Source organism: Citrobacter sp. C5_2, from assembly GCF_014596845.2.
GTDB classification, from domain to species: domain Bacteria; phylum Pseudomonadota; class Gammaproteobacteria; order Enterobacterales; family Enterobacteriaceae; genus Citrobacter; species Citrobacter werkmanii.
Map to the genome: position 1 here is coordinate 672668 of NZ_CP115032.1, position 25198 is coordinate 697865.

Genomic DNA, 25198 nt, shown 5'->3' on the forward strand with positions numbered 1-25198 from the left:
GCGGAGGATGTTCTTTTACGAGGGGGGAACCGAAAAAAAAGCCGGTACTCCCCGAACGTTGCCATGTCAATAGTTGTGCTAATTCGGTTTCCGTACCGGTCAATCCGATGTTGATACATCGGTAATTTGCATTCCGTCGGCTTATGTATCGCGACGGCCAAAAGATAACTTGTCATACAACTTTAAAAGGTGAGTGCCATCACAAAAGTGTGAATCTTCGTGTGGTCATTATTTCGATTCAGCAAAGCCAGTACTGGCGCGGCCTGAGGCATGATTTACCTCTTTGAGAGTAATTTTTTTGTCATCATTTGTTGATCTAACTCACGAAAATATCTTCGGGGTGTGGAAATTGGTGTGATAACTTTGTCAACATCAAAACATAAGCAATCTGACGCACTCGTTGAGAGGAAGACGATAATGACTCCGTTTATGACTGAAGATTTCCTGCTGGATACCGAATTTGCCCGCCGTCTGTATCATGATTACGCCAAAGACCAGCCGATCTTCGATTACCACTGCCATTTACCACCGCAACAAATCGCTGAAAACTACCGTTTTAATAACCTGTATGACATCTGGCTGAAGGGTGACCACTATAAGTGGCGTGCGATGCGTACCAACGGCGTCGCTGAGCGCCTGTGTACCGGCGATGCCTCCGATCGTGAGAAGTTTGATGCCTGGGCCGCTACGGTTCCGCACACTATCGGTAACCCGCTGTACCACTGGACCCACCTCGAGTTACGTCGCCCGTTTGGTATTACAGGTAAGCTGCTGTCTCCGGCAACGGCTGACGAAATTTGGAACCAGTGCAACGAACTGCTGGCGCAGGATCAATTCTCCGCGCGTGGCATCATGCAGCAGATGAACGTGAAAATGGTCGGCACCACCGATGACCCGATCGATTCTCTGGAGCATCACGCCGCCGTTGTCAAAGACGGAAGTTTTGATGTGAAAGTGCTGCCGAGCTGGCGGCCGGATAAAGCCTTCAACATCGAACTGGCGACCTTTAACGATTACATGGCTAAGCTCGGTGAAGTCTCTGACACCGATATCCGTCGTTTCGCCGACCTGCAGACCGCGCTGACCAAACGTCTGGACCACTTCGCCGCTCACGGCTGTAAAGTGTCTGACCACGCGCTGGACGTTGTCCTTTTCGCGGAATCTAACGAAACGGAGCTGGATAGCATCCTGGCTCGTCGTCTGGCCGGTGAAACCCTGAGCGAGCATGAAGTCGCCCAGTTCAAAACCGCTGTGCTGGTGTTCCTCGGTGCAGAATACGCACGTCGCGAATGGGTACAGCAGTACCACATCGGCGCGCTGCGTAATAACAACCTGCGTCAGTTCAAACTGCTGGGCGCGGACGTCGGCTTCGACTCCATCAATGACCGTCCGATGGCGGAAGAACTGTCCAAACTGCTGAGTAAGCAGAACGAACAGAACCTGCTGCCGAAAACCATTCTGTACTGCCTGAACCCGCGTGATAACGAAGTGCTGGGCACAATGATCGGTAACTTCCAGGGCGAAGGCATGCCGGGCAAAATGCAGTTCGGTTCCGGCTGGTGGTTCAACGATCAGAAAGACGGGATGGAACGTCAGATGACACAGCTGGCGCAACTGGGCCTGCTGAGCCGCTTCGTCGGTATGCTGACCGACAGCCGTAGCTTCCTGTCTTACACCCGTCACGAATACTTCCGTCGTATTCTGTGCCAGATGATCGGGCGTTGGGTTACTGCGGGCGAAGCCCCAGCCGACATCCAACTGCTGGGTGAAATGGTGAAAAACATTTGCTTCAACAATGCGCGCGATTATTTCGCCATTGAACTGAACTAAGGTCCGGGGTTGATATGCAATACATCAAGATCCATACGCTGGATAACGTTGCGGTAGCGCTCGCTGATTTGGCTGAAGGAACCGACGTGACCGTTGACGGGCAGGCGGTAACCCTGCGCCAGGCGGTCTCTCGTGGTCATAAATTCGCACTCTGCGAGATCGCACAGGGTGAGAACGTCATGAAATATGGCCTGCCGATCGGCCATGCTTTGGTGGATATCGCGGCGGGCGAGCATATTCATGCTCATAACACGCGTACCAATCTGAGCGATCTGGATGAATATAGCTATCAACCCGACTTTCAGGAACCTGAAGCGCAACCAGCGGATCGTGATGTACAGATCTACCGTCGTGCCAACGGCGATGTTGGCGTGCGTAACGAACTGTGGATCCTGCCGACAGTAGGCTGCGTCAACGCCATGGCCCGTCAGATGCAGAATCGCTTCCTGAAAGAGACCAACGATGCTGAAGGTATCGACGGCGTGCATCTCTTCAGCCACACCTACGGCTGTTCACAACTGGGTGACGACCATATCAACACCCGCACCATGCTGCAAAACATGGTGCGCCACCCGAACGCGGGCGCAGTGCTGGTGGTCGGCCTCGGCTGTGAAAACAACCAGGTTGACGCTTTTCGCGAAACCTTAGGCGAGTATGATCCCGATCGCGTTCACTTTATGGTCTGTCAACACCAGGAAGACGAAGTGGAAGCGGGGATTGAACATCTTCACCAGTTGTACAACGTGATGCGTAACGATAAGCGTGAACCCGGTAAGCTGGGCGAGTTGAAGTTTGGTCTGGAATGCGGCGGCTCTGACGGTCTGTCCGGCATTACCGCCAACCCGATGTTGGGCCGTTTCTCCGACTACGTGATTGCCAACGGCGGCACCACCGTGCTGACCGAAGTACCGGAAATGTTCGGCGCCGAGCAGTTGTTGATGGACCACTGCCGTGACGAAGAAACGTTCGGCAAACTGGTCACCATGGTGAATGACTTCAAGCAGTACTTCATTGCTCACGACCAGCCGATCTACGAGAACCCATCACCGGGTAACAAAGCGGGCGGTATTACCACCCTGGAAGATAAATCGCTGGGCTGTACCCAGAAAGCGGGTTCCAGCCAGGTGGTGGACGTATTGCGCTACGGCGAACGTCTGAAAACGCACGGCCTGAACCTGCTGAGCGCACCGGGTAACGACGCAGTTGCCACCAGTGCACTGGCGGGCGCGGGCTGTCATATGGTGTTGTTCAGTACCGGTCGCGGTACGCCGTACGGTGGATTTGTGCCGACGGTGAAAATTGCTACCAACAGCGAGCTGGCAGCGAAGAAAAAGCACTGGATCGATTTTGACGCCGGACAACTGATCCACGGCAAAGCGATGCCGCAGGTACTGGAAGAATTTGTCGATACCATCGTCGATATTGCCAACGGTAAGCAAACCTGCAACGAGCGAAACGATTTTAGAGAACTGGCTATCTTTAAAAGCGGTGTAACCCTTTGATTGTAAATATGTAGGCCTGATAAGCGCAGCGCCATCAGGCTCAAACCGTGGCCGGATGGCGGCGAACATGCCTTATCTGGCCTACGAAATGGAGTTGGGGTTGCTTGCATGACCGCGTATTGGCTGGCCCAGGGCGTAGGTGTCATCGCCTTTCTAATCGGCATTACCACCTTTTTCAATCGCGATGAGCGCCGGTTCCGGCTGCAACTCGCTGTCTATAGTGCCAACATTGGTGTGCATTTTTTCCTGATGGGCGCCTGGCCTGCAGGAATGAGTGCCGAGCTTAATACTATCCGCACACTCGTCTCGATGCATACCCGCAAACTGTGGGTAATGACCGTTTTTATTATCCTCACCCTGGTTCTCGGGCTTGCGAAATTACAGCATGCGATGGAGCTGTTGCCGATAATCGGCACGCTGGCCAGCACCTGGGCGCTGTTTCGCTGCCAGGGGTTAACCGTGCGTTGCGTTATGTGGTGCGCAACCGCCTGTTGGGTTATCCATAATTTCTGGCTGGGATCGATTGGCGGGACGATGATCGAAGGGAGTTTTCTGGTGATGAACGGCCTGAACATTATTCGCTTCCGGCGGATGCAAAAACGCGGAATTGATCCGTTCAAAATTGAAAAAAGCGTACAAGATAAGAACCCCTCCGCCCGATGACGGAGGGGAACAGAGATTAGCCGCGCAGGGCGTTGTTTGCCAGACGTTCGTCTTCTGCCTGACAGGCTGCAGCGGTAAACAGAACATCTGTAGAAGAGTTCAAGGCCGTTTCACAGGAGTCCTGCAGCACCCCGATGATAAAGCCAACGGCAACCACCTGCATGGCGATGTCATTCGGAATCCCGAACATGTTGCACGCCAGCGGGATTAACAGCAGCGAACCACCCGCCACGCCCGATGCGCCACAGGCACACAGCGAAGCCACCACGCTGAGTAACAGCGCTGTCGGTAAATCGACCGGAATACCCAGCGTATTCACCGCCGCCAGCGTCAGCACGGTAATGGTGATCGCCGCACCCGCCATATTAATGGTGGCCCCCAGCGGAATAGACACTGAGTAGGTATCACGATCCAGATTCAACTTCTCACACAGCGCCATATTCACCGGAATGTTTGCCGCGGAGCTGCGGGTAAAGAAGGCATACACGCCGCTTTCACGCAGACAGGCCAGCACCAGCGGATACGGGTTACGGCGAATTTTCCAGAATACCAGCAGCGGGTTAACCACCAGCGCTACCAGCAGCATACAGCCAACCAGCACGGCTAGCAGTTGAGCGTAGCCCCAAAGGGTGGCAAAACCGGTCGTTGCCAGCGTAGAGGAGACCAGACCGAAAATACCGATCGGCGCGAAACGAATCACCAGCTTCACCATAAAGGTGACGGCGTTGGACATATCATTGACCAGATTCTTGGTCGTTTCATTCCCATGACGCAGTGCAAAACCCAGGCCGACGGCCCATACCAGAATGCCGATATAGTTGGCGTTAAGCAGAGCATCAATCGGGTTAGAAACCATGCTCATCAGCAGGCCACGCATGACTTCGACAATCCCGGATGGCGGCACGATGTCGCTGGCGCTGCTGGAAAGATGCAGTGTGGACGGGAAAGCGAAGCTGAAGACAACCGCCGCTAATGCTGCGGAAAATGTTCCCAGCAGGTAAAGGAACAGGATTGGACGGATATTGGTTTTTTGTCCGTGCTGGTGGTTAGCGATGGACGCCATAACCAGCATCAGGACCAGAATAGGTGCCACGGCTTTTAATGCGCCAACGAACAGCGTACCCAACAGCCCGACGGCTTCTGCAGCAGGTTTTGACACCAGCGCCAGCAATATCCCCAGTACTAAACCGATCAAAATTTGTTTAACCAGGCTCCCTTGCGCCAAACGCGAGAGCAGCCCCGATGAACGTTGCGTAGTCATGTAGTAATCCTTTCATTGTGTTGTTGCTCATCCAGTGTGCATTCTGATGACGCATCTTTCTGGATGTAACAAAGTGTTTGCCTGGTTGAGTATAAGGAAAGATGAAGTCCCGGAAAGCGAAATCTCCTGATTTTTGCGTTCAGATCATGTTTTGTAACTTTAAACTAACATTATTTTGACATGATAAACAAAAAGCCCGACGCACGCAGTATGTTGTCGGGCTTTTCAGCTAGCGAATGAAAGTTACTGTATTTGCTGCTTTTTATCGTGCTGGTGATTAACCCACGCATTCACGACCAGCGTGACGAACAGAATACCGAACACCACGCCTAACGAGATAGCGATCGGGATATGGTAGAAATCGACGATCAGCATCTTAATACCGATAAACACCAGAATGACCGACAAGCCGTATTTCAGCATGGAGAAACGCTCCGCCACGCCAGCCAGCAGGAAGTACATCGCACGCAGACCCAAAATAGCAAACAGGTTCGAGGTCAACACGATGAACGGGTCGGTTGTGACGGCGAAGATTGCCGGAATACTGTCGACGGCAAAAATGACATCACTCAGCTCAACCAGAATCAACACCAGCATCAGCGGCGTGACGAACAGCAGTCCGTTTTTACGCACGAAGAATTTTTCGTCTTCGATGGTATCGGTCATGCGTAAATGACTACGCAGCCAGCGGACTAACGGTCTGTCGCCGATACCGGAAGCATCCTCTTTCGCCAGCGCCATCTTCACGCCGGTAAACAGCAGGAACGCGCCAAAGACGTACAGCAGCCATTCGAACTGGGCGATAAGCCAGCTACCTGCGAAGATCATAATCGTACGCAGCACAATCGCGCCCAGTACGCCGTACACCAGTACCCGACGCTGCAACGCAGGCGGTACCGAGAAGTAGCTGAACAGCATCAACCAGACAAAGACGTTATCTACCGCCAGTGATTTCTCGATCAGATAGCCGGTAAGGAACGCCAGCGCCTGTGGGTCGGCAACGGCGCGGCCCTGCGTTTGGGCCAGGTACCACCAGAATGCGGCGTTAAACAGTAACGACAGCGTGACCCAGACGATGGACCAGGCTGCCGCCTGCTTCATCGACATGGTATGTGCGCCACGACGACCCTGTAGCAGCAGGTCGATGGCCAACATAATCACCACCACAACAGCGAAGCCGCCCCACAACAACGGTGTGCCGACAGTATTCATAATTCCCCCATGCATAAAAAAACGGCCAACGCCGAATGACGTTAGCCGCTGCTTTTTATGCATAGACCTTGCCATTCGGCAAGGTCTCACTTACAACAACAAAGGAATACGCTAGCGTATTCCTTTGTTGTTGCCCGGTGACCGGATGTGGTTTTGCACACATCGTAATGACGATCAACCGACAACGAAGTTACTCCCCTTTGCGGGTTACAAAATATTACAGGCCATGGATGCAGTCAATGGCCTGCAACATTTGTTTTACATACCTTTACGCAGTCAGCGACGTCACCGTTTCGTCTGCGGGGAAAATCACGCCGGTCTGACGGCGAATTTCCGTTTGCAGTTTGGCGGTGATCCGGCTGACGTTTAGTGCCGGATGATCCACTTCGCCAGATTCAACCAGATGAGCAAAAGTCTCTGCCTCATACAGCATCGTATTGATATGCTGAGGCACCGTCAGATCCTGCGTTTTGCCACCACGCGCAACGAAGCACACTTTCTGACACTCAGAGATATGCTCAATGACCAGCGAACCCGACTCGCCCTGAATTTCACTGGCTAATACCGAGTCGCTGACTTTGGAGTGCTGGAGTGTGACGCTGAAATCACCGTAATTCAGTACGACCACGCCGTGTGCATCCACACCACTTTCCAGCAGGCTGGCGCTGGCCTGCACGCTCTGTGGTTCGCCCCACAGCGCAACCGCTGAGGCCAGGCAGTAAAAGCCGATATCCATAATCGAACCGTTAGAGAACGCCGGATTAAATGTGTTCGGATTTTCACCGTCCAGATAACGCTGGTAACGCGAGGAGTACTGGCAGTAATTGATAAACGCTTTCCTGATTCTGCCCACTTTGGGTAACGCTTGCTGCAACAGCAGGAAGTTAGGCAGGCTGGCGGTCTTAAATGCTTCAAACAGCACCACCTGATTTTCGCGCGCGCAGGCGATAGCGGCTTCAGCTTGCGCCAGATTTGAGGCCAGCGGCTTTTCGCAAATGACATGCTTTTTGTGCTGCAAAAATAGCGCTGTCTGCGGGAAGTGCAGGGAGTTTGGGCTGGCGATGTAGACGGCGTCAATCGCATCACTGCTGGCCATCGCCTCCAGCGAGGTAAACAGGTGCTCGACGAGATAATCGTTGGCGAAGGTCTGTGCCTGCTCAAGACTGCGGGAATAAACCGCGGTTAACTTATACTTGCCGGTTTCATGGGCGGCATCGACAAACTGGCGAGTGATCCAGTTTGTGCCAATTACTGCGAAACGTATCATAAAGGCCTTCAGGCTGCTAAAAGGGATCCTTTCGTCAATTTAGCATGCCCTGAAGACAAAGCCAGTGCGCGACTACGCACTTTGCTTTAACGATTGTTGCGTTAGCCACAGGCGGGTATCGAACTCCAGTTGATGGTACTGAGGTTCCATATGACAGCACAGTTGGTAAAACGCTTTGTTATGCTCTTTTTCTTTCAGATGCGCCAGTTCATGGACCACGATCATTCGCAGGAAGGGTTCCGGGGCATTGCGAAAAACGGTCGCCACGCGGATCTCCGCTTTGGCTTTTAGCTTGCCTCCCTGCACGCGAGAAACGGCGGTATGCAGTCCCAGCGCATTCTTCAGAACATGGATCTTGCTGTCGTACATCACCTTATTCAGCGGCGGGGCGTTACGCAGGAACTGATTTTTCAGATCTTGCGTATATTGCCAGAGCGCTTTGTCGGTCGCGAAATCATGCGTGCCGGGATAGCGCTTATCTAATACCGATCCCAGACGTTGCTCGGCAATTAATGTGCGTACCTGATCAAGTAGGTTCTCCGGGTAGCCCTGCAGATAGGTCAACTGACTCATTATTGCCCCATATAAAGTATAAAAAGTGTATACTCACGCACCCTTTTCAGGGATACGCCGAAATTTTACCATTCAGGAGGGCCGATGAGCCACATAGACAACGGTTTCCGTTCGCTGTCACTTAAACGTTTCCCGGAAACGGATGACGTTAACCCGCTGCTGGCGTGGGAAGCGGCGGATGAATATCTGCTGCAACAGCTGGACGATACCGAGATTAGCGGCCCGGTGCTGATCCTGAATGATACCTTCGGCGCGCTGGGCTGTGCGCTGGCGGAACATACGCCGTACAGCATTGGCGACTCCTACCTCAGCGAACTTGCCACTCGCGAGAACCTGCGTCACAACGACATCGCCGAATCGAGCGTCAAATTTCTCGACAGCACCGCTGACTATCCGCAGGCGCCGGGCGTGGTGCTGATTAAAATTCCTAAAACCATGGCGCTGCTGGAGCAACAGCTACGCGCGCTGCGTGAAGTGGTGACGCCGCAAACGCGGATTATTGCCGGAGCGAAAGCACGCGACATTCATACCTCAACGCTGGAGCTGTTTGAAAAGGTGTTGGGTCCAACCACCACGACGCTGGCGTGGAAAAAAGCCCGTCTGATCAACTGTACGTTCAGCAAACCTGAACTTGCCGCTGCTTCGCAAACGCTAAGCTGGAAGCTGGAAGGTACCGACTGGACTATCCATAACCACGCCAACGTTTTCTCTCGTACCGGACTGGATATCGGCGCGCGCTTCTTTATTGAGCACCTGCCTGCAAATCTTGAAGGGGAGATTGTCGATCTCGGCTGTGGGAATGGCGTGATTGGCCTGACATTGCTGGCGAAAAACCCACAAGCCAGCGTGGTGTTTGTGGATGAATCGCCGATGGCGGTGGCGTCAAGTCGTCTGAACGTCGAAAGCAATATGCCTGAGGCACTGGATCGCTGTGAGTTTATGATTAACAACGCGCTGTCCGGGGTTGAGCCGTTCCGCTTTAACGCCGTGCTGTGCAACCCGCCGTTCCACCAGAAGCATGCGTTGACCGATAATATCGCGTGGGAAATGTTCCACCACGCCCGCCGCTGCCTGAAAATCAACGGCGAGCTGTATATCGTGGCTAACCGTCACCTCGACTACTTCCACAAGCTGAAGAAGATTTTCGGCAACTGCGAGACCATCGCCACCAATAATAAGTTTGTGATTCTCAAATCGGTGAAATTAGGTCGTCGTCGGTAATCGCGTATGCCGGATGGAGGCGTGAGCGCCTTATCCGGCCTACGAAAGACATGACGTTAAATTTCCAGTGCCAGCCTCGTGCCTTGCGCGATAGCGCGGCGGGCATCCAGTTCCAGCGCCACATCGCAGCCGCCGATCAGATGCACCGTTTTACCTGCCGCGTGGAGAGGATCGACCAGTTCACGGCGTGGCTCTTGTCCGGCGCAAATCACCACGTTATCCACGTTAAAGATCACCGGTTCGCCGTTCAATACGACGTGTAATCCATCATCATCAATTTTCTGGTAACTGACTGCCGGGATCATTTTCACGCCGCGTGAGAGCAGGGTGGCACGATGGATCCAGCCCGTCGTTTTACCTAAACCTTGCCCCGGTTTGCTGGCCTTGCGCTGCAACATCACTATCTGACGCGGACTGCGGGATAAGTGCGGACCTTCCGGGCGTAATCCGCCAGGCTGTTGCAGGCTGGTGTCGATCCCCCATTCCACACAGAACTCCACGATGTTCTGGCTGGTGGGATCGCCGGGTTGGCTCAAATACATGGCGGTATCAAAACCGATCCCGCCGCAACCAATGATGGCGACGCGTTTACCCACCGGCGCTTTATCGCGCAGGACGTCGAGATAGCTCAACACTTTCGGGTGATCGATCCCCTCGATCGGCGGCATTCGTGGTTCGATCCCGCTGGCGAGGATCGCCTCGTCAAAAGTTTCCAGATCGCGCGCGGTGACAACGTGGTTCAGTCTTAGCGTCACGCCCGTCACGTCGATCATCCGACGGTAGTAGCGCAGGGTTTCATAGAATTCTTCTTTGCCGGGGATCTGTTTGGCGATATTAAACTGTCCGCCAATCTCGCTATGGGCGTCAAACAGCGTTACGTGATGCCCGCGCGCGGCGGCATTAATGGCAAACGCGAGACCTGCAGGACCCGCGCCGACAACCGCCAGATTTTTCGGCACAGTGGCTGTAACGATCGGCATTTTGGTTTCATGGCAGGCGCGTGGATTCACCAGACAAGAGGTGACTTTGCCGACGAAGATCTGATCCAGGCAGGCCTGGTTGCAACCGATACAGGTATTGATCTCATCCGACCGTCCGCTTTGCGCTTTTGACAGCAGTTCGGCGTCGGCGAGGAACGGACGGGCCATCGACACCATATCGGCATCGCCGCGGGCCAGAATGTCATCGGCGACTTTAGGATCGTTAATGCGGTTGGTGGTGACCAGGGGGATCGTCACATGACCTTTCAGCTTGCGCGTCACCCAGCTAAATGCGCCACGCGGCACCGGGGTGGCGATGGTGGGAATACGCGCCTCGTGCCAGCCAATACCGGTGTTGATAATAGTTGCGCCTGCGGCTTCTACAGCCTGCGCCAACTGGACGGTTTCTTCGAAGGTGCCGCCGTTTTCTACCAGATCGAGCATCGACAGGCGGAAGATAATAATAAAGTCATTGCCGGCACGCTGACGTACTGACCGCACCACCTCGACGGCAAAACGCATGCGGTTGGCATACTCACCGCCCCATTCGTCGTCGCGCTGATTGGTGCGCAGGGTCAGGAATTCGTTGATGAGATACCCTTCCGAGCCCATCACTTCCACGCCATCGTAGCCCGCTTCTCGCGCCAGCTGCGCGCAGTGGGCAAAATCCTCAATCAGCTGTAGCACTTCATCGTGCGTCAGTTCATGCGGCATAAAGCGGTTGATGGGGGCCTGAATGGCGGAAGGCGCCACCAGATGCGGCTGATAGCTGTAACGCCCGGTATGCAGGATTTGCAGTGCGATTTTGCCGCCTTCGTCATGCACGGCATCGGTAATCACGCGATGATGCGCGAGCTGGCTGGTATCGTTGAGCACCGCGCCGCCTTCCATACCCACGCCGGATAACGCTGGCGCAATGCCTCCGGTCACAATCAGAGCCACGCCGTGACGCGCGCGTTCGGCATAGAACGCGGCCAGCCGTTGGGCGCCATCGGGATACTCTTCCAGCCCGGTGTGCATTGAACCCATCAACACGCGGTTTTTAAGCGTGGTGAAGCCTAAATCGAGCGGGGCGAACAGCGACGAATAGCTCATAAAGGTGTCCAGTATGTAAAATTATTGTTATGTGGTCGGATGAGTTAATAATTTAGCCGTCGCAGCGTAAAAGGGAAAAGGGGAATGCCGTGATTGTGATGGGATTCAAAAAAGGAATGGGGCCAGAGAACGATTCTGCCGGATGGCGGCTACGCCTGAGCCTACAAAGGACAAACTTTCGTAGGCCGGACACGCGCAGCGCCATCCGACAGGTATTACATCTGCTCCACGCTCACCCGTAATGCTGCCAGAGCTTTGCGTGTTGATCGCAACACCAGATCGCATTGCTCGATCGTTAACGTTAGCGGCGGTTCGATGCGGATCGTCTTGGCATTGTTCAGCGTCCCGGCGACCAGCACCCGCTGGCGGAACATCTCACTGGCAAAGTTATAGCCGATTTCATTATCGACAAACTCAATCGCCATCAACATGCCTTTGCCGCGTACATCGTGCACCAGATCCGGGTATTCCCGCGCCAACTGGCGGAAACCATCCAGCAACATATCGCCTTTCTGCTCTGCCTGAGCCGGTAAATTTTGCTCCAGCAGGATGTTAATGGTGGCCAGCGCCGCCGCACACGCGAGCGGGTTGCCGCCAAACGTAGTGGTATGCAGGAAAGGATTATCGAACAGGACGGAGAACACCTCTTCGGTGGCAATGGTTGCGCCAATCGGCATCACGCCGCCGCCCAACGCTTTGGCCAGACACATAATGTCGGGCTGCACGTTTTCGTGCTCGCAGGCGAACATTTTGCCGGTACGCCCCATGCCGGTCTGCACTTCGTCAAGGATCATCAGCGCGCCAAACTCATCGCAAAGTTTACGCACGGCGGTCAAATACCCTTGCGGCGGCAGGATCACGCCCCCTTCGCCCTGAATAGGCTCAAGGATCACGGCTGCGACGTCGTCACCGGTCTTTTTACATTCGCTGAGCATGGTACGCATCGCGTTAATATCGCCAAACGGCACATGACGGAAGCCCGGCAGCAGCGGCATAAAGGGTTTACGGAAGGTGGATTTCGCCGTGGCGGACAGCGCGCCCAGGGATTTACCATGGAATGCGCCGCTGGTGGCGATAAATGTAAATTTACCGCGTGGCGATTGATACGCTTTCGCCAGCTTCAGGGCGGCTTCAACCGACTCGGTCCCGCTGTTACAGAAAAAACTGTATTTCAGCTTACCGGGCGCCAGTGCGGCGAGGGTTTTTGCCAGCATGGCCCGCAACGGGTCAAGTAACTCCTGGCTGTGCAGAGGTTGTTTCGCGAGTTGATTCTGTACGGCGGAAACCACGACTGGATTACGGTGCCCCACGTTGAAAATGCCAAAACCACCCAGGCAATCAACAAACTCCTGTCCCTGGGTGTCGACAAGCGTATTCAGGCTTCCCGCTTGCCACTCTACGGCTCCGTAATCCCCGCCTGCAGTTACAGATTTTCGATACTCTAAGAACCCCGGATTGACATGCTCCTTAAAGTACTCAATCACCTCTCGGTTTAATGATTTCATTTCCTCATGATCAAGCGTGCGCTTTTCGATGAGATTCAGTGCGTGTGCGCTGCAGGCCAGGGCCGATGCGCTGGAAGGTAACCTGTTCAAAATATGCTCCCGGAGCTGGCGTATCACATGATACTGATTTAAGTATTGCAGGGATTGCGCCATTCCGGCGCGCTTAGCAAAAATCGGGATAAACACCAGGAAACATCTTATTTGCGCAACATTTAATGCCAGTATTTAACATTTGCTGGCATTTTGCCCAGATTTGGCACCTGAAAACAGATCGAATTAACGCGTATTTGCGCTAAAAATGGGCAATGTTTGCACTGTCACGGTGCGGGGGAAGACGTGCAATTGAATAGTTACTTAATGAAAGTATTTTAAATCAACGAATTAGAATGCGTACAGATTTTGAGGTTTAATCGCAAATTGCGATCTAAATCAAATTTAACAACTAAAGATAAAAAGATTATCGCCGAAATAACATAAGCCGAAAGAGTTAACAACCAGATAACCTGCACAGGACGCAATCATGTCTTCTCATCCCTACGTTAGTCAGCAAAATACACCGCTGGATGATGATATCACCCTCATGTCCACCACCGACTTACAAAGCTATATCACTCATGCGAACGATACCTTTGTCCAGGTCAGCGGCTATCAACTGAATGAATTGCTCGATAAGCCGCACAACCTGGTTCGTCATCCGGACATGCCAAAAGCGGCGTTTGCGGATATGTGGTACACCCTTAAACAGGGTGAACCATGGAGCGGCATTGTGAAAAATCGGCGTAAGAATGGCGATCACTACTGGGTGAGGGCCAACGCGGTGCCGATGGTGCGGGAAGGGCGAGTGACCGGGTACATGTCGATTCGTACCCGGGCAACTGACGAAGAGATTGCGACGGTAGAGCCTTTATATAAGGCGCTGAATGAAGGACGTTGCAACCGACGTATTCATAAAGGGTTGGTGGTACGCAAAGGCTGGCTGGGTAAACTCCCGGCACTGCCTATTCGCTGGCGGGTACGCAGCGTGATGGCATTGATGTTTGCCGTACTGGCGACCGCATTGCAGCAAATGGGCGCCGAATGGCCGTTACTGTTGATGAGTGCGTTGGTAATGCTGCTGGGGACGGCTATTTTCGAATGGCAAATTGTGCGTCCCATCGAGAATGTTGCTCGTCAGGCGTTGAAAGTGGCGACCGGTGAGCGCAACAGCGTATCGCATCTTAACCGCAGTGATGAACTGGGTTTGATGCTGCGAGCGGTGGGGCAACTGGGGTTAATGTGCCGTTGGCTCATCCATGATGTCTCCAGCCAGGTGAGTTGTGTGCGCAGCGACAGCGAAACGCTGGCGAAAGGCAGTGATGATTTGAACAAGCATACGCAGCAGACCGTGGAGAATGTGCAGGAAACGGTGACCACCATGAATCAGATGGCGGCGTCGGTGAAACAAAACTCTGAGACCGCCGCCGCGGCCGATAAACTCTCGATTGCTGCCAGCAGCGCGGCAACACACGGCGGCGAGGCGATGGATATCGTCATCAAAACCATGGATGATATTGCCAACAGCACTCAGCGGATCGGCACCATTACCACGCTGATAAACGATATTGCTTTCCAGACCAATATTCTGGCCTTGAACGCCGCCGTAGAAGCCGCGAGGGCGGGCGAGCAGGGCAAAGGTTTCGCCGTAGTGGCGGGAGAAGTGCGTCATCTTGCCAGTCGTAGCGCCAGCGCGGCCAATGATATCCGCAAGCTGATTGATGCCAGCGCCGATAAGGTACAGTCCGGCTCCGATCAGGTGCACGCCGCGGGGCGTACGATGGACGATATTGTGGCGCAGGTGCAAAACGTCACTCAACTGATCGCGCAAATCAGCCACTCAACGCTGGAACAGTCCGATGGTCTTTCCAGCCTGACTCGTGCGGTGAATGAACTGAGTAGCATTACGCAGAAAAACGCTGAACTGGTTGAAGAGAGCGCCCAGATTTCCGCGATGGTGAAACATCGCGCGGGTCGTCTGGAAGATGCGGTCACGGTGCTGCATTAATCTTAACCACAGCAGGCGCAATGCCGGATACGGGTTCCGCCTGCTGCGCAGATTAATCTAACTGAGTAATGTCCAGCGCGGCGCGATCGATAATACCAATGATTTTTTTGATCTGCGCCTCGCTGGTATCACCATGATTGACGCGTAGGTCCAGCACAGCTTTGAAGTTCTCCAGCGCGCGTTTCATCTGTGGGTTTTTACGTAATTCAAAACCCACACAGCGGGCTTTAATACGTTCGTGGATATGTTCCAGATGTTCGCGGTTCTCATCCAGCCACTGCAGACCTTGAGTCGTGATGGCAATCTGCTTACGCCCACCTTCCTCGTCGCTGATGGCGATCAGGGCTTGATCCTGCAACAGATCCAGCGTCGGATAGATAACGCCCGGGCTCGGGGTGTAGTTACCCTGAGTCAGGGTTTCAATCGCTTTGATCAGTTCATAGCCGTGGCTGGCGTCGCGGGTCAGGATATCCAGAATCACCAGGCGTAATTCGCCGTGACCAAAGAAGCGCTGGCGACGACCGCCGCCGCGACCGTGGCGGTGTCCGCACCCTTGTTCATGGCGATGTTCTTTGTTACAGCCTGCGTGGCGATGCTCTTCACCTTTGCAGCAGCCTGCATGGTGCTCACTGTGGCGGCTTTCGTGGTGATGTCCTTCACCCTTGCAGCAGCCTTCGTGTTGGTGCTCTGTCTGTTTACAGCAACCTTCATGATGGTTTTGCATCATCGTCTCCTGATGTGTTTTAGATATATCTAATTTATATCTAAATGTTGTTTTTACGCAAGTCGACAAATTCAATATTGTTTAATTTATTGATTATTATCTATTTTTATAAGGTCTGTGATGGCTGGTAATCACAAGGTGGCTATATCAAAAAAGTGCTTGCAATCTTTTTGATTAGCAATCATTATCATTTAAAAATAAATTTAGATATATCGTATTATCTTCACGAAGGCGAAAAAATGACAAAAAACACCTCACGCTACCCACAGCGCGTTCGCAATGAACTGCGCTTCCGTGAACTTACCGTCCTGCGCGTTGAACGTATTAGCGCGGGTTTTCAGCGCATCGTACTGGGCGGTGATGCGCTGGACGGTTTTAGCTCGCACGGCTTTGATGACCATACCAAGGTCTTTTTCCCGGAGCCGGGCAGCCATTTTGTGCCGCCTGTTGTCACCGATGAAGGCATTGTCTGGGCCGAGGGTGTGCGTCCGCTCTCCCGTGACTACACGCCGTTGTATGACGAAGCGCGCCATGAGCTGGCGCTGGATTTTTATATTCATGACGGTGGCGTGGCGAGCACATGGGCGATGAATGCTCGCGAGGGTGACAAGCTGACGATCGGTGGTCCGCGCGGTTCTTTGGTGGTGCCAGAGGATTATGCGTATCAGGTTTACGTGTGTGATGAATCAGGAATGCCCGCGCTGCGCCGACGGCTGGAGTCGCTCAGCCGTTTAGCGGTGCGTCCGAACGTAACGGCGCTGGTAAGCGTGCAGGATGCGGCGTATCAGGACTATTTTGCCCATCTCGACGAGTTTACTATTCAGTGGATTATCGGCCATGACGAACAGGCGGTGAATGAACAATTATCGCGGCTGAACGTGCCGGCAGACAATTATTTCATCTGGATTACCGGCGAAGGCAGGGTGGTAAAAAACCTCAGCGCTCGCTTTGAAACCGCGGCGTTCGATCAGCAACTGGTGCGCGCAACGGCTTACTGGCATCAACGCCGTTAATCAGTAATTAGACGGCGGTACGCCAAACGCCTGGCGAAAGGCGTAGCTAAATGCCGCGGTGCTGGAATACCCCACATCCAGCGCCACGGCAGTTACGCTTTTATTTTTCTTCAGCATTAATACGGACTCCAGAATACGCATTTTTTGCTTCCAGACGCTGAAGGGCAATCCGGTTTCTTTTTTGAAATGCCGTGAAAAGGTACGGGCTGACATGCCCAGATGCTGCGCCCAGTATTCAACCGAATGCTCCAGCGCCGGAGATTCCTGAATTGTCCGGCACACTTTGGTTAATTCGCGATCGTGCGGCCAGGGTAATACAAAAGCGACTTCCGGGAGCTGCAGAATAATATCGACCAGAACACTAACCAGCTTGCCCTCTTTTGACTGGCTATCATAATGGCCCGAAATTAAATTGGTGGCGTAATGAATAAACTCTCTGGCGAAATCACTGATTGCCACCACTTTACATTCATTAATGCTCTCTTCAAGAAAACCCGGCTTAATATCCAGGTTCTCTAAATGCACATCATCCAGTGCCCAGACCGCATGTTCGGTATTATTGGGGATCCAGATGCCATAATGCGCCGGGATTATCCAGCATTTGCCGGCAACATCAATTCGCATGCTGCCTTTACGGGCGAAATGAAACTGCATAAAAGAGTGCGAATGCTGCGGAACATGATGGTTGGCTTCCAGGACATAAGAACGAAAGTACACGTCCTGCGGCAACTCCGTAATGGAGTTATCGGGGAATGAATTCCACTGTTTTTGCGCGAGAGTCTCCATAAATAAATCGTCAATGCTCCCGGTGATATGTCCGCTATTCGATAGATCTTGTCCGCAGATCATAATACATACATTCAGTTTTCCATAATAATCTTGCGTAACGATTTTTAGCCCACTTTGGTAAATACCATGAACACGCTTTGTTCAGATGCTGTCATCGTCAATGAAACAAATGATAACTGGACCCGAATGGGGAAAGAGCTGCTTTCGCAAGCGGATATCCAGATTAATGGCTCTCGTGCCTGGGACATTCAACTTCATCATGCCGGTTTCTTTAAGCGGGTACTGCAACAAGGCTCGTTAGGGCTGGGCGAAAGCTATATGGAAGGCTGGTGGGACTGCGAGCGGCTCGATATTCTGTTCTGTAAAATTCTCAAAGCAAAACTCGACCAGCAAATGCCGGGCAACCTGAAAGATATTTTACGCATTGCCAGCGCTCGCCTGTTTAATTTGCAGTCGCGGAGCCGCGCGTGGATTGTCGGCAAAGAACATTATGATATTGGGAACGATCTTTTTGCGCTGATGCTGGATCCGCATATGCAATATTCCTGTGGTTACTGGAAAGACGCGACCACATTAGACGATGCGCAAAATGCCAAATTAAAAATGATTTGTGAGAAGCTACAACTCAAACCGGGTATGCGTTTACTCGATATCGGTTGTGGCTGGGGCGGACTGGCGGAATATGCAGCGCGTCATTACGGCGTGGCGGTAGAAGGCGTCACTATCTCTAAAGAGCAGCAGAAAATGGCGCAACAGCGCTGTGAAGGGCTGGACGTTAATATTCTGCTGCAGGATTATCGTGACCTCGATAAACACTACGATCGCATTGTCTCCGTGGGGATGTTCGAACACGTCGGGCCGAAAAACTACGACACCTATTTCAGCATCGCCGACCGTTGTTTAAAACCGGACGGGCTGTTCCTGCTGCATACCATTGGCAGCAACAAAAAGGGGATGAGCGTCGATCCGTGGATCAATAAATACATTTTCCCGAACGGTTGCTTACCGTCGATATCGCATATTGCCGAGGCCAGCGAATCACGCTTTGTAATGGAAGACTGGCATAACTTTGGCAGTGATTACGATAAAACGCTGATGGCCTGGCATGAGCGTTTTAATCAGGCATGGCCGGAGCTGTCTTCACGTTACTCCGCCACCTTCAGAAGAATGTTTAATTACTATTTATGCGCCTGCGCTGGGGCTTTCCGCGCCAGAGATATTGAGCTTTGGCAGGTACTGTTTAGCCGCGGCGTCGAGGGTGGCCTCCGCGTTTATCGTTAACGTTCTGCCTGATGCGCGAAGCGCATCAGGCATTTATCACTTAACCCAACTCACTCTCCGCCAGCGCTTTAAATACCATTGCGACGGCATGCGCCCCGGGATCCATATTACCCAGCAAACTTTCGCTGCTCAGATACGATGCGCGACCCGCATTCGCTTTGCTCGACAAACAGGTTCGTTCGGCCCCGGCTTGCGCGGCGTCAAAAGCAGCATGCAGGTTGTCCGGCTGCGCCAGCAGTGAGGTCAGCGCGGGTTGCAGTGCATCTATCATGGTGCGATCGCCTTCGTCTGCGCCGCCGTAGAACTTCATCTGCTCCAGACCCGCATTCAGCGCTTCGGCAACGTTAGCTCCCTGTTCCAGTTTCTGCCCGGCGGCGGTAAAGAAAATAGACATCAGCACGCCGCTGGAACCCCCCATCACCACGGTCAGACGTTCGCCAATCAGCGCGAACAGCGTGGCAAGGTCATCCAGCGGAAGCTGCTGACGCTGCAGCAGACTGGCAATTTCACGCGCGCCGGCGGCAAAGGTTGAACCCGTATCGCCATCGCCGACTTTGGCATCCAACGCGTTGAGATGTGCTTCCAGATTGGAAAGCGTTCCGGTGACCTGCTCCACAATTTCGGCGACCCGCGCGTTGGCAGAGGGCTGGAATTCCACGCGCGCGCTACGCTGGGATGGTGGCGCGTAGCTGATTTCACGCGGTGGGACGGGAGTCGGCCAGTTGCTGGTTTCCACTTCGGTCAGCAGCGCTTTTTCGATGCTCTCTTCGAGCATGATGGCCGTTAGTGAGAATCCTTTCATATCCAGCGCGGTGACCAGCGAGGCCGGACCAATCAGCCAGTTGATGCGTGGGGATAGTGAACTGCTGGCCAGTTCGCGGGTGATAATGGCCATTTCCGCAACGGATACGCCGCCAAGATTGTTAATCATCACCGCCACTCTGCCGGTTCCAGGTAGGACTGTCAGCAGTTTATCCACCATCAGGTTCACCACCTGCGCACTGTTTTGGGTATCAATAACCGAGGCCCCCGGCTCGCCGTGAATGCCCATGCCCAGCTCAGCATGACCCGGATGATGGCGCGGCGCGGCGTCGGTTTCTTGCGGCAGATGACAGCTGGAGAGGGCGACGCCCAGGCTGAAGGTGTTGTTGGCTGCGTACTGCGCTTCACGCAGGACGGTGGCGAGGTTGTAGCCGCGTTCAGCGAAATAGCCGGCGATTTTATGCACCAGGATGGTTCCCGCAATGCCGCGTGGGTGTTTGTTATCCGGCAGGGAGATGTCGTCACCGACTATCAGCATTTCAACGTTGTAGCCCAGGCGTCGCGCTTTCTCGGCGGCGAGACCGAAGTTAAGACGGTCACCGGTGTAGTTCTTCACGATCAACAGACAGCCAGCCTCACCGGTCACTGCCTGAATAGCGGTCAGTACCGCATCCACGCTCGGGGAGGCGAACACGTCGCCGCAGACCGCCGCAGTCAGCATACCTTTGCCGATAAACCCAACGTGCGCGGGTTCGTGCCCTGAACCACCGCCGGAGATCACCGCCACGTTATTTTTGTTAAGGTCGCGGCGAACCACGACGCGAATGGCCGGATCGCTCTCCAGACGCGCCAGGTTATTCCACGGGCTGGTGATAATTGCACCGTCGATCACGTCGCTCACAAGCTGGGTGCGTTGGTTAAAAAAGAATTGAGACATAACGGCTCCTCGAGGTTGAGTGTAAGACAAACCCCCGAATGCATGTTCATGGTGCGGAGGCGATAGAGAGATTCTGGCGAAGTCAGCATGGAAAAAAACAACGCGAAAATGAGTTTCATTACGAAACGTGATTGCTGTTTTTTGTTCCGAAATGAAACTTAATTAGGCGAGAAATCAGCACAATGCGAACTCGCTCGACTTTTTTCTTCTGCGATCAGAGCAGGCTGCACGGCGCTGTCAGCCTTTTTTGCGGGTTTTTACGCAGGATGGCGCGTTATTGGGGAAATTGATCTTCGTGTTGGACGGTGATTTCGCGGTAAAGGAACGGATCGGGATCGCAAACCTTATTATTTTTGTGGTTAAGTGTTCCAATATGAAACGTGTTCCTTTTTTATCTGTTTCATATCAGAACAAAATGACGAAAGATTTTTTTGTGCACGCCTCGCCATACAGTTATTACATCGCTCCGGTACGTCCGCTTTCGCCGTCAACATCAGGCTAAACGGGTTAACGCCAGGGCTCATCATGTAAAAACATGTACTTATTTGAGGATGAAAGGAATGCTAAAAGTTATTCAATCTCCAGCCAAATATCTCCAGGGTCCTGACGCTTCTACCTTATTTGGTCAATACGCTAAAAATCTGGCGGACAGCTTTTTCGTGATTGCGGACGACTTCGTCATGAAGCTGGCGGGAGAGAAGGTACTCAATGGTCTGCATAGCCATGACATTAGCTGCCACGCGGAACGCTTCAACGGTGAATGCAGCCATGTTGAAATTAATCGCCTGATTGCCATTCTGAAAAAACACGGTTGCCGTGGTGTGGTTGGGATTGGCGGTGGGAAAACGTTAGATACCGCCAAAGCGATTGGTTATTACCAGAAGCTGCCGGTGGTGGTGATCCCAACTATCGCATCTACCGATGCGCCAACCAGCGCGCTGTCCGTTATCTATACCGAAGCGGGTGAGTTTGAAGAGTATCTGATCTACCCGAAAAACCCGGATATGGTGGTGATGGATACCGCAATTATTGCCAAAGCGCCGGTACGTCTGCTGGTGGCCGGGATGGGCGATGCGCTCTCTACCTGGTTTGAAGCGAAAGCCTGTTATGACGCCCGAGCGACCAGCATGGCGGGCGGGCAGTCCACCGTGGCGGCGCTGAGCCTGGCGCGCCTGTGCTATGATACCCTGCTGGCGGAAGGCGAAAAGGCACGCTTAGCCGCCCAGGCTGGCGTGGTGACCGATGCGCTGGAACGTATTGTCGAAGCCAACACCTACCTCAGCGGTATCGGCTTTGAAAGCAGCGGCCTTGCGGGGGCACATGCCATCCATAACGGCTTTACGATTCTGGAAGAGTGTCACCATCTGTACCACGGTGAAAAAGTCGCCTTTGGTACGCTGGCGCAGCTGGTGCTGCAGAACAGCCCGATGGAAGAGATCGAAACCGTGCTGAATTTCTGTCAGAAAGTGGGCCTGCCGGTAACGTTAGCGGAAATGGGCGTGAAAGACGACATTGACGGCAAGATTATGGCCGTGGCTAAAGCCACCTGCGCAGAAGGTGAAACCATTCACAATATGCCGTTCCCGGTGACGCCTGAAAGCGTACATGCCGCTATTTTGACGGCAGACCTGCTGGGACAGCAGTGGCTGGCGCGTTAATCGGGCATAGGTAAATTTACCCAGCATCTTCTCCCCCTCTGACAGTCTCTGCCGGAGGGGTTGTCTATGGCAAAACAGCGGAAATGGATATGACGGCGCACACGCATAGCATCGGGCAGGAAGTCTCTTCGGTTCTCGCCCAGTCCTGGCATCGTTGCAGCAAGTTTATGCAGCGGGAAACCTGGCAGGCGCCGCATCAGGCGCAAGGGCTGACCTTTGAGTCGATTTGTCGTCGCAAGACGGCGCTGCTGACGATTGCGCAGGCCGCGCTGGAAGATGCCTGGGAGTTTATGGACGGTCGTCCGTGCGCGCTGCTGATTCTGGATGAATCGGCCTGTATTCTCAGCCGTTGCGGCGATCCGCAGACGATAGAACAGCTGGCGGAGCTTGGATTTCGCGACGGCAGCTATTGCGCGGAAAGCATTATCGGCAGTTGTGCGCTGTCGCTGGCGACGATGCCGGGGCAGCCGACAAAAACCTCTGGCGCTCAGCATTTTAAACAGGCGTTGCATCCGTGGTCGTTCTGCTCGACGCCGGTGTTCGATAACCATGGACGTCTGTTTGGCTCCATCTCATTATGCTGTCTGGTAGAACATGAGTCCGTTTCTGATTTATCCCTGACGCTGGCGATTGCCAGAGAAGTCGGCAATTCATTGCTGACCGACAGCCTGCTGGCAGAATCCAACCGCCATCTGAACCAGATGTACGGGCTGCTGGAGAGCATGGATGATGGCGTGATGGCCTGGAATGAGCAGGGGGTGTTGCAGTTCCTCAATGCGCGCGCGGCGCTGCTTTTGCATCTCGACGCGCAGGCCAGCCAGGGCAAAAACATTCACGACCTGCTCAATTTGCCCATGCTGCTGCGTCGGGCAATTAAACATGCCCGCGGTTTGAATCACGTCGAAGTCACTTTTGAAAGCCAGCACCAGTTTGTTGATGCTGTTATCACCCTGAAGCCGATTGTTGAGGAGCAGGGCAACAGCTTTATCCTGCTGCTGCACCCGGTGGAGCAAATGCGTCAGCTGATGACCAGCCAGCTCGGTAAGGTGAGCCACACCTTTGAGCAGATGTCGACGGACGATCCAGAAACCCGACGCTTGATCCATTTTGGTCGCCAGGCGGCAAGGGGGAGTTTCCCGATCCTGCTGTGCGGGGAAGAGGGCGTCGGGAAAGAGCTGCTGAGCCAGGCCATTCACAATGAAAGCGAACGCGCCAGCGGGCCGTATATCGCCGTGAACTGTCAGTTGTATGCCAACAGCGTGCTGGGGCAGGATTTTATGGGTAGTGCGCCCACCGATGATGAAAATGGTCGGTTGAGTCGCCTTGAGCTGGCGAACGGCGGCACGCTGTTTCTGGAGAAAATTGAATATCTGGCGCCGGAACTGCAATCCGCGCTGTTACAGGTGATCAAGCAGGGAGTATTAACCCGCCTGGATGCCCGTCGCCTGATCCCGGTGGATGTAAAAGTGATCGCCACCACCACGGTTGATCTCGCTAATCTGGTGGAGCAAAACCGCTTTAGCCGCCAGCTGTATTACGCGTTGCACTCTTTTGAGATTGTTATCCCACCGCTACGCGCGCGGCGTAACAGTATTCCCTCGCTGATTTATACGCGACTGAATAGCCTGAAAAAACGCTTTTCAACCAGCCTGAAGATCGACGACGACGCGCTGGCGCAACTGGTGGCTTATTCATGGCCGGGCAATGACTTCGAGCTGAACAGCATTATCGAAAACATCGCTATCAGTAGCGATAACGGCCATATCCGGTTGAGCAATCTGCCGGATTATCTGTTTGCCGAGCGCCCCGGTCTGGAGACCGCGTCTTCCCTGCTGCCTGCCAGCCTGACCTTTACCGCTATCGAAAAAGAGGCGATTATCCACGCCGCCCGCGTCACCAGTGGGCGCGTGCAGGAGATGTCGCAACTGCTGAATATTGGTCGCACGACCTTGTGGCGTAAGATGAAGCAGTACGACATCGACGCCAGCCAGTTTAAGCGCAAACATCTGGAGTAGTTTCTTCGATTCTGGCCATGGAGAACAGCGCATCCGACAGTCGGTTGATATAACGCTTGGGTTCATCGCGTAACGTCAGCGCTCTGTCCATCGCGATGAGGATCCGCTCCAGCCGCCGTGCCAGGGTGCGCGCAACGTGTAGCTGTGCCGATGCCAGATTTTTCCCCGGAATGACAAATTCTTTCAGGGGGCCGCTCTGTGCCATATTGCGGTCAATAAGCTGCTCCAGCGCCTGAATATCCTCGGCGTTAATCGTCTGCGTTAAGCGGGCGAGACCTTTCTCATCGCTGGCGAGTTCCGACCCCAGCACAAACAGCATCTTCTGGATGGCATGCAGATCTTCGCGTAATTCTGCCTGGCGCGAGCTGGCATAGCAGACGCCAAGCTGGGAAATCAGTTCATCCACCGTACCGTAGGCGTTAACGCGGATGTCGTCTTTGTCGATACGGCTGCCGCCAAACAGCGCAGTCGTGCCTTTATCACCGGTTCGGGTATAGATGCGGTACATTTATTTTATCTCGCTAAAGGGAAGCACTTTGACCAGTTGGCCAGCATTGGCGCCGAGCATGCGGATCATTGCTGCCCCGGCGGCGATATGCCCACGGACCAGCGCCCGATCCTCGGGTAGCTGGGCGTGGGTTAGGGCAATATCACCGCTGGCGCTGAGGCCGAGACCCACGCGTAGCGTTGAGCTTTTAGCCGCCAGCTTGCTGAGGGCCAGCGCGCAGTCATGTGCGTCGCAACAGATTGTCCGGCAAGGGACGCCTTGCTCTTCCAGCCCCCAGCATAGTTCATCAAGCACGCGCGTATCCTGCCAGCGTGAGTGATAAAACAGATGTACGCCCGGTGATGAAAGTGACATTGCGCCC

At 53.7% G+C, this 25198-nt stretch carries 20 protein-coding genes; 9 read left to right on the forward strand and 11 right to left on the reverse strand.

The genetic code is table 11. The features are described 5' to 3' along the window. Positions 1-417: 417 nt before the first annotated feature. The 3 genes from uxaC (at position 418) to ICA20_RS03340 (ending at position 3995) form a co-directional block, all read left to right on the forward strand. Positions 418-1830 carry a glucuronate isomerase gene (uxaC, locus tag ICA20_RS03330; protein WP_038634070.1) on the forward strand — a complete coding sequence of 471 codons (1413 nt, stop codon included), beginning with the start codon at positions 418-420 and terminating at the stop codon, positions 1828-1830. A gap of 14 nt (positions 1831-1844) precedes the next feature. Next, positions 1845-3332: an altronate dehydratase family protein gene (locus tag ICA20_RS03335; protein WP_038634067.1), complete on the forward strand. Its 1488-nt coding sequence runs from the start codon at positions 1845-1847 to the stop codon at positions 3330-3332. A 108-nt stretch (positions 3333-3440) separates the two neighbouring features. Further along, on the forward strand, positions 3441-3995 hold the full coding sequence (locus tag ICA20_RS03340) for a YgjV family protein (RefSeq protein WP_038634064.1): 555 nt from the start codon (positions 3441-3443) through the stop codon (positions 3993-3995). Positions 3996-4011: 16 nt separating this feature from the next. Here the strand turns inward: ICA20_RS03340 and sstT are convergent, their stop codons facing one another. The 4 genes from sstT to ICA20_RS03360 all read right to left on the reverse strand — a co-directional run bounded on the left by sstT (position 4012) and on the right by ICA20_RS03360 (position 8308). Next, the gene (sstT, locus tag ICA20_RS03345) at positions 4012-5256 is read right to left on the reverse strand and encodes a serine/threonine transporter SstT (protein WP_038634061.1); all 1245 of its coding nucleotides are present in this window, start codon (positions 5254-5256) and stop codon (positions 4012-4014) included. A gap of 243 nt (positions 5257-5499) precedes the next feature. Beyond that, on the reverse strand, positions 5500-6468 hold the full coding sequence (locus ICA20_RS03350) for a TerC family protein (protein WP_038642882.1): 969 nt from the start codon (positions 6466-6468) through the stop codon (positions 5500-5502). Positions 6469-6736: 268 nt separating this feature from the next. Further along, positions 6737-7735: a Gfo/Idh/MocA family oxidoreductase gene (locus ICA20_RS03355; RefSeq protein WP_038634058.1), complete on the reverse strand. Its 999-nt coding sequence runs from the start codon at positions 7733-7735 to the stop codon at positions 6737-6739. A gap of 72 nt (positions 7736-7807) precedes the next feature. Next, positions 7808-8308 carry a M48 family metallopeptidase gene (locus ICA20_RS03360; protein ID WP_038634055.1) on the reverse strand — a complete coding sequence of 167 codons (501 nt, stop codon included), beginning with the start codon at positions 8306-8308 and terminating at the stop codon, positions 7808-7810. Positions 8309-8392: 84 nt separating this feature from the next. On the opposite strand from ICA20_RS03360, the gene rlmG reads away from it, so the two are divergent. After that, a complete protein-coding gene (gene rlmG / locus ICA20_RS03365; protein ID WP_038634052.1) occupies positions 8393-9529 on the forward strand; it encodes a 23S rRNA (guanine(1835)-N(2))-methyltransferase RlmG in 1137 nt (378 codons plus the stop codon). A gap of 56 nt (positions 9530-9585) precedes the next feature. On the opposite strand, the gene ICA20_RS03370 is transcribed toward rlmG, so the two are convergent. Next, a complete protein-coding gene (locus ICA20_RS03370; RefSeq protein ID WP_038634049.1) occupies positions 9586-11604 on the reverse strand; it encodes an NADPH-dependent 2,4-dienoyl-CoA reductase in 2019 nt (672 codons plus the stop codon). 215 nt (positions 11605-11819) lie between these two features. Then, complete coding sequence (gene ygjG / locus ICA20_RS03375; RefSeq protein ID WP_173781932.1) at positions 11820-13199, reverse strand: putrescine aminotransferase; 1380 nt, start codon at positions 13197-13199, stop codon at positions 11820-11822. 430 nt (positions 13200-13629) lie between these two features. On the opposite strand from ygjG, the gene ICA20_RS03380 reads away from it, so the two are divergent. Beyond that, the gene (locus ICA20_RS03380; RefSeq protein ID WP_038634042.1) at positions 13630-15150 is read left to right on the forward strand and encodes a PAS domain-containing methyl-accepting chemotaxis protein; all 1521 of its coding nucleotides are present in this window, start codon (positions 13630-13632) and stop codon (positions 15148-15150) included. Between the two features lie 52 nt (positions 15151-15202). Here ICA20_RS03380 and ICA20_RS03385 read toward each other — a convergent pair whose 3' ends face one another. Next, complete coding sequence (locus ICA20_RS03385) at positions 15203-15877, reverse strand: PadR family transcriptional regulator (RefSeq protein ID WP_165353555.1); 675 nt, start codon at positions 15875-15877, stop codon at positions 15203-15205. 236 nt (positions 15878-16113) lie between these two features. Between ICA20_RS03385 and ICA20_RS03390 the strand changes: the two genes are divergently transcribed. After that, on the forward strand, positions 16114-16887 hold the full coding sequence (locus ICA20_RS03390) for a siderophore-interacting protein (RefSeq protein ID WP_038634038.1): 774 nt from the start codon (positions 16114-16116) through the stop codon (positions 16885-16887). On the opposite strand, the gene ICA20_RS03395 is transcribed toward ICA20_RS03390, so the two are convergent. Continuing rightward, complete coding sequence (locus ICA20_RS03395) at positions 16888-17736, reverse strand: helix-turn-helix transcriptional regulator (RefSeq protein ID WP_038634037.1); 849 nt, start codon at positions 17734-17736, stop codon at positions 16888-16890. 66 nt (positions 17737-17802) lie between these two features. Between ICA20_RS03395 and cfa the strand changes: the two genes are divergently transcribed. Then, complete coding sequence (gene cfa, locus ICA20_RS03400) at positions 17803-18957, forward strand: cyclopropane fatty acyl phospholipid synthase (protein ID WP_038634036.1); 1155 nt, start codon at positions 17803-17805, stop codon at positions 18955-18957. A gap of 40 nt (positions 18958-18997) precedes the next feature. On the opposite strand, the gene ICA20_RS03405 is transcribed toward cfa, so the two are convergent. Next, a complete protein-coding gene (locus ICA20_RS03405; RefSeq protein ID WP_038634035.1) occupies positions 18998-20656 on the reverse strand; it encodes a glycerone kinase in 1659 nt (552 codons plus the stop codon). 560 nt (positions 20657-21216) lie between these two features. On the opposite strand from ICA20_RS03405, the gene ICA20_RS03410 reads away from it, so the two are divergent. Both ICA20_RS03410 and dhaR read left to right on the forward strand, forming a co-directional pair. Next, a complete protein-coding gene (locus ICA20_RS03410) occupies positions 21217-22314 on the forward strand; it encodes a glycerol dehydrogenase (RefSeq protein WP_007372185.1) in 1098 nt (365 codons plus the stop codon). A gap of 89 nt (positions 22315-22403) precedes the next feature. Then, complete coding sequence (gene dhaR / locus ICA20_RS03415) at positions 22404-24329, forward strand: dihydroxyacetone kinase operon transcriptional regulator DhaR (protein WP_038642879.1); 1926 nt, start codon at positions 22404-22406, stop codon at positions 24327-24329. Here the strand turns inward: dhaR and ICA20_RS03420 are convergent. Both ICA20_RS03420 and ICA20_RS03425 read right to left on the reverse strand, forming a co-directional pair. Next, complete coding sequence (locus ICA20_RS03420; RefSeq protein ID WP_038634030.1) at positions 24307-24837, reverse strand: cob(I)yrinic acid a,c-diamide adenosyltransferase; 531 nt, start codon at positions 24835-24837, stop codon at positions 24307-24309. The genes dhaR and ICA20_RS03420 overlap by 23 nt on opposite strands. Continuing rightward, positions 24838-25191, reverse strand: a complete 354-nt coding sequence (locus ICA20_RS03425) for a glycerol dehydratase reactivase beta/small subunit family protein (RefSeq protein ID WP_038634027.1) — start codon at positions 25189-25191, stop codon at positions 24838-24840. It abuts the gene before it with no gap. Between the last annotated feature and the right edge of the window lie 7 nt (positions 25192-25198).

Coding starts and splice junctions, on each gene's coding strand:
- ICA20_RS03380 (WP_038634042.1), top strand. CDS start 13,630: ATGTCTTCTCATCCCTACGTTAGTCAGCAAAATACACCGCTGGATGAT.
- ICA20_RS03390 (WP_038634038.1), top strand. CDS start 16,114: ATGACAAAAAACACCTCACGCTACCCACAGCGCGTTCGCAATGAACTG.
- sstT (WP_038634061.1), bottom strand. CDS start 5,256: ATGACTACGCAACGTTCATCGGGGCTGCTCTCGCGTTTGGCGCAAGGG.
- cfa (WP_038634036.1), top strand. CDS start 17,803: ATGAACACGCTTTGTTCAGATGCTGTCATCGTCAATGAAACAAATGAT.
- ICA20_RS03410 (WP_007372185.1), top strand. CDS start 21,217: ATGCTAAAAGTTATTCAATCTCCAGCCAAATATCTCCAGGGTCCTGAC.
- ICA20_RS03370 (WP_038634049.1), bottom strand. CDS start 11,604: ATGAGCTATTCGTCGCTGTTCGCCCCGCTCGATTTAGGCTTCACCACG.
- rlmG (WP_038634052.1), top strand. CDS start 8,393: ATGAGCCACATAGACAACGGTTTCCGTTCGCTGTCACTTAAACGTTTC.
- ICA20_RS03425 (WP_038634027.1), bottom strand. CDS start 25,191: ATGTCACTTTCATCACCGGGCGTACATCTGTTTTATCACTCACGCTGG.
- ICA20_RS03385 (WP_165353555.1), bottom strand. CDS start 15,877: ATGATGCAAAACCATCATGAAGGTTGCTGTAAACAGACAGAGCACCAA.
- dhaR (WP_038642879.1), top strand. CDS start 22,404: ATGACGGCGCACACGCATAGCATCGGGCAGGAAGTCTCTTCGGTTCTC.
- ICA20_RS03350 (WP_038642882.1), bottom strand. CDS start 6,468: ATGAATACTGTCGGCACACCGTTGTTGTGGGGCGGCTTCGCTGTTGTG.
- ICA20_RS03420 (WP_038634030.1), bottom strand. CDS start 24,837: ATGTACCGCATCTATACCCGAACCGGTGATAAAGGCACGACTGCGCTG.
- ICA20_RS03360 (WP_038634055.1), bottom strand. CDS start 8,308: ATGAGTCAGTTGACCTATCTGCAGGGCTACCCGGAGAACCTACTTGAT.
- ICA20_RS03405 (WP_038634035.1), bottom strand. CDS start 20,656: ATGTCTCAATTCTTTTTTAACCAACGCACCCAGCTTGTGAGCGACGTG.
- ICA20_RS03395 (WP_038634037.1), bottom strand. CDS start 17,736: ATGATCTGCGGACAAGATCTATCGAATAGCGGACATATCACCGGGAGC.
- ICA20_RS03355 (WP_038634058.1), bottom strand. CDS start 7,735: ATGATACGTTTCGCAGTAATTGGCACAAACTGGATCACTCGCCAGTTT.
- ICA20_RS03335 (WP_038634067.1), top strand. CDS start 1,845: ATGCAATACATCAAGATCCATACGCTGGATAACGTTGCGGTAGCGCTC.
- ICA20_RS03340 (WP_038634064.1), top strand. CDS start 3,441: ATGACCGCGTATTGGCTGGCCCAGGGCGTAGGTGTCATCGCCTTTCTA.
- uxaC (WP_038634070.1), top strand. CDS start 418: ATGACTCCGTTTATGACTGAAGATTTCCTGCTGGATACCGAATTTGCC.